The 3,657-nt window shown below is 68.9% G+C and carries 3 protein-coding genes; 1 reads left to right on the top strand and 2 read right to left on the bottom strand.

What is annotated here, in order from left to right:
- Positions 1-135: 135 nt before the first annotated feature.
- Positions 136-795 carry a DUF1007 family protein gene (locus FV217_RS22000; protein ID WP_147821740.1) on the bottom strand — a complete coding sequence of 220 codons (660 nt, stop codon included), beginning with the start codon at positions 793-795 and terminating at the stop codon, positions 136-138.
- A 193-nt stretch (positions 796-988) separates the two neighbouring features.
- On the opposite strand from FV217_RS22000, the gene glyS reads away from it, so the two are divergent.
- The gene (gene glyS, locus FV217_RS21995; RefSeq protein ID WP_147821738.1) at positions 989-3,247 is read left to right on the top strand and encodes a glycine--tRNA ligase subunit beta; all 2,259 of its coding nucleotides are present in this window, start codon (positions 989-991) and stop codon (positions 3,245-3,247) included.
- A gap of 215 nt (positions 3,248-3,462) precedes the next feature.
- Here glyS and FV217_RS23130 read toward each other — a convergent pair.
- Positions 3,463-3,657 (bottom strand): hypothetical protein (locus FV217_RS23130; protein WP_210245163.1); only part of this gene is annotated, 195 nt, incomplete at its 5' end.

Raw genomic sequence — 3,657 nt, 5'->3', positions numbered from 1 at the left:
GGGCTGCGATGCCGGGCATGACGAGCCACGCCAGCAGCGCCAGCACGGCGGCAGCCAGCGCGATGGCGCAGGCCGCGAATGCGAGCCGCCGCGCGAGCCGGTTCCGCGGTGCCGGCGACTCTCCCAGCGCGACGCCTACGGACATGCGACCAGCGCCCGGTTGGCGTATTGGACGCCGAAATTGGCGGCGGCGGTGAGCGCCTCGAACATCGCCTCGGTCATCGACTTGCCGGCCTCCGCCGTCTTGGCCTCGGTGGTCTTGGGCCGGCTGATGGTCACGGCACAGCCGGCCGGCGCGTCCTTCAGGCCGACGGCATCCGGTCCTTCGGCGAGCCCGAAGGAGACGAAATTGGTCGGGTCGGAGATTTCGAGTGCCACGACCCCGCGCCCTTGAGCCGGAGGCGCCTTGAGCGGCAGCAGGAAGCTCAAGCGGGCCTGGTTGCCGGCCATCTCCATGCGCGGCTCGCGCGGCGCGACGAAGGCCTGCTCCTTGCCCGCGACCTTGAGCTTTGTGAAATAGCCGAATTCCGCCACGCCCCTGGCGTTCTCGTCGGCAAGGCCCTGAAGCTCCTCCGGCGAGAGCCGGCCGTCGCCGTCGGTGTCGAGCCCCAGCGTCAGGGTGGCGGTGTAGGCGGCATCGAACGTCCAGTCGTGGCGCACCCCCACGACCCGGCCGCCGTCGTAGACGATCTCGGCCTTCGCGACGATCCAGACATGCGGATGCGCCAGCGCCGGGCCGGTGAGCGCGAGGCCGGCGGCGAGGACGGCGCAGCGCAGGAGCGAAGCGGTCGGCATGCGGGTCACGGTCGCTCGCGGCTCGTGGAAAGACACCATACGGAGTGAGCGCGAAGGTGCCGGGCCGGTTGGGCGAAAGCGAGGCGTTGGCGGAGCGGCGATCCTCGACAGCCCCCCGATGGCTCACTACACGGGCACGGCCTCGGCCGCTCCGAATGGGCGGCCCGCCGAGTCCGAAAAGCCCGCACCGCCCATGCCTGATCTCCTCCTCGAACTGCTCTCGGAAGAAATCCCGGCCCGCATGCAGCGGCGTGCGGCGGAGGATCTGAAGAAGCTCGTCACCGACGCGCTGGTGGAGCGCGGCTTCCTCTACGAGGGCGCCAAGGCCTTCGCGACGCCGCGCCGGCTGGCGCTGCACGTCGCGGGCCTGCCGCCGCGGGGCGAGGCGGTTCGCGAAGAACGGCGCGGGCCGAAGGTCGGCGCGCCGGAGGCCGCCGTGCAGGGATTTTTGCGGGGCGCGGGGCTCACGAGCCTCGATCAGGCGACCACGATCACCGATCCGAAAAAAGGCGAGTTCTACCTCGCGGTGATCGAGCGGGCCGGCCGCGAGACGCTGGACGTGCTGGTCGAGATCCTGCCGGCGATCATCAAAAGCTTTCCCTGGCCGAAATCCATGCGCTGGGGCGCGGCCTCGGCGAAGCCCGGCGCGTTGCGCTGGGTGCGCCCGCTGCAATCCATCGTCGCCACCTTCGGCCCCGAGACCGAGACGCCCGAGGTGGTGCCGTTCACGGTCGACGGGATCGTCGCCGGCACCACGACGCGCGGCCACCGCTTTTTGGCGCCGGGCCCGATCACGGTGCGCCGCTTCGACGACTACGTGCAGGCGCTCGAGCGCGCCAAAGTCGTGCTCGACGCGGACCGGCGCAAGGACATCATCCTGCACGACGCCCGCGACCTCGCCTTCGCCCGTGGGCTCGACCTCGTCGAGGACGAGGGGCTGCTCGAGGAGGTCGCCGGCCTCGTCGAATGGCCGGTGGTGCTGATGGGCTCGTTTAACGAGGCCTTTTTGGACATCCCGGCCGAGGCGATCCGCGCCACCATCCGCGCCAACCAGAAGTGCTTCGTGCTGCGGAAAAGCGGCTCGGAGACCCTCGCCCCGGCCTTCGTCCTGGTCTCGAACCTCGTCGCCTCGGACGGCGGCGCCGCGATCACCGCCGGCAACGAGCGCGTGGTCCGCGCCCGGCTTTCGGACGCGAAATTCTTCTGGGAGACGGACAAGGCCGCGGGCCTGGAGAGCCGGCTACCGAAGCTCGATGCCATCATTTTCCATGAGCAACTGGGGACGCAGGGGGAGCGCGTGGCCCGCATCGCGGCGCTCGCCCGCGAACTCGCGCCGCTCGTCGGCGCGGACCCGGACCTCACCGAGCGCGCCGCCCGGCTCGCCAAGGCCGACCTCGTCACCGAGATGGTCGGCGAGTTTCCCGAGTTGCAGGGCCTGATGGGCCGGAAGTACGCCACGCTCCAGGGCGAGCCCGAGAGCGTCGCCGCCGCCATCGAGGAACACTACAAGCCGGTCGGCCCCTCCGACCGCGTGCCGACCGAGCCGGTCTCGATCGCCGTGGCGTTGGCCGACAAGCTCGACACGCTGGTGGGATTCTGGGCCATCGACGAGAAGCCGACGGGGAGCAAGGACCCGTATGCGCTGCGGCGGGCGGCTTTGGGAGTCGTCCGTCTTTTAACCGAGAATGGTATCAGAGCCCGATTGCTTCATCTGTTTGCTCTGTCTTTTGCCAGAAGCTATGCTGGAATACAGCTAAATCAACTCTCTGAAGCTTCGGGTCGCGTGCAAGAACTTCAGAATTCGCAAATCGATCCTATCGAAATTCAACGGCTTCTCGATGTAATTCGCAAGGAAGTCACGCCAGAAGGTGCCAGACGCTTTGCTGATAGTACCGGCCAGTTGGCGTGGGAGATAGCTAATGCATTGCTCGCCTTCTTCGCCGACCGCCTCAAAGTCTACCTCCGCGACCAAGGCGCCCGCCATGACCTGATCGACGCCGTCTTCGCGCTGCCCGGACAGGATGACTTGCTGATGGTCGTCCGCGGGGTCGAGGCGCTGGGCCAGTTTCTCGGCACGGACGACGGCAAAAACCTGCTCGCGGGCGTCAAGCGCGCCTCGAACATCCTCCGCATCGAGGAGAAGAAGGACGGCCGCACCTACGAGGCCGAGCCGGATGCCGCGTTGATCGCCTCCGCCGGCCAGCCGGAGGAGCAGGCGCTGGCCGAGGCCCTGACGTCGGCCCGGGCCGACGCCTCGGCCGCGGTCGCGGCGGAGGATTTTTCGGGAGCGATGCGGGCGCTGTCGCGCCTGCGGGCACCGGTGGACGCCTTCTTCGAAAAGGTCACCGTCAACGCCGACGATCCGGCGGTTCGCGCCAACCGGCTGGCCCTGCTGAACGCCCTGCGCGCGGCCACGCGCGAGGTCGCGGATTTTTCGCGGATCGAAGGTTAGCCGGGTTTCGGTCGAGCGGAGGAAGGGGGCGTCCAAGCTTTCCCCGGACGCGGCAGCGCTGCTGGATCGGATGGGGCGCCCCCTGCCGGGGAAAACGATTCTCTCCCGTCATTGCGAGCGCAGCGAAGCAATCCAGGGCCAACTCACCGACGCTTGCGTGCGTGGCCCTGGATTGCTTCGCTGCGCTCGCAATGACGGGGAGGGTTGGTCCAGCCTCAGTGCTTGCTGTCTTTCGGCTCGCTCGCGGCGTGGTGCTTCAGCGGCTCGATCTTCTTCTTTGCCGTCGTCGCGGAGGTCTCGGTGACCTCCTTGGCCTGGGCCACGTGGCGGGCCGCGACGCGGGCCGAGGGTTTGGCGGGGACGGGCTTGGATGCGGATCCCGCCACCGGCGCCGGCTCGACGGCCGGTGC

This window comes from Methylobacterium sp. WL9, from assembly GCF_008040035.1.
Taxonomy (GTDB): Bacteria; Pseudomonadota; Alphaproteobacteria; order Rhizobiales; family Beijerinckiaceae; genus Methylobacterium; species Methylobacterium thuringiense.
Note: the sequence above shows the minus strand (reverse complement) of the source record. Positions and strands in the feature narration are given on the sequence as shown.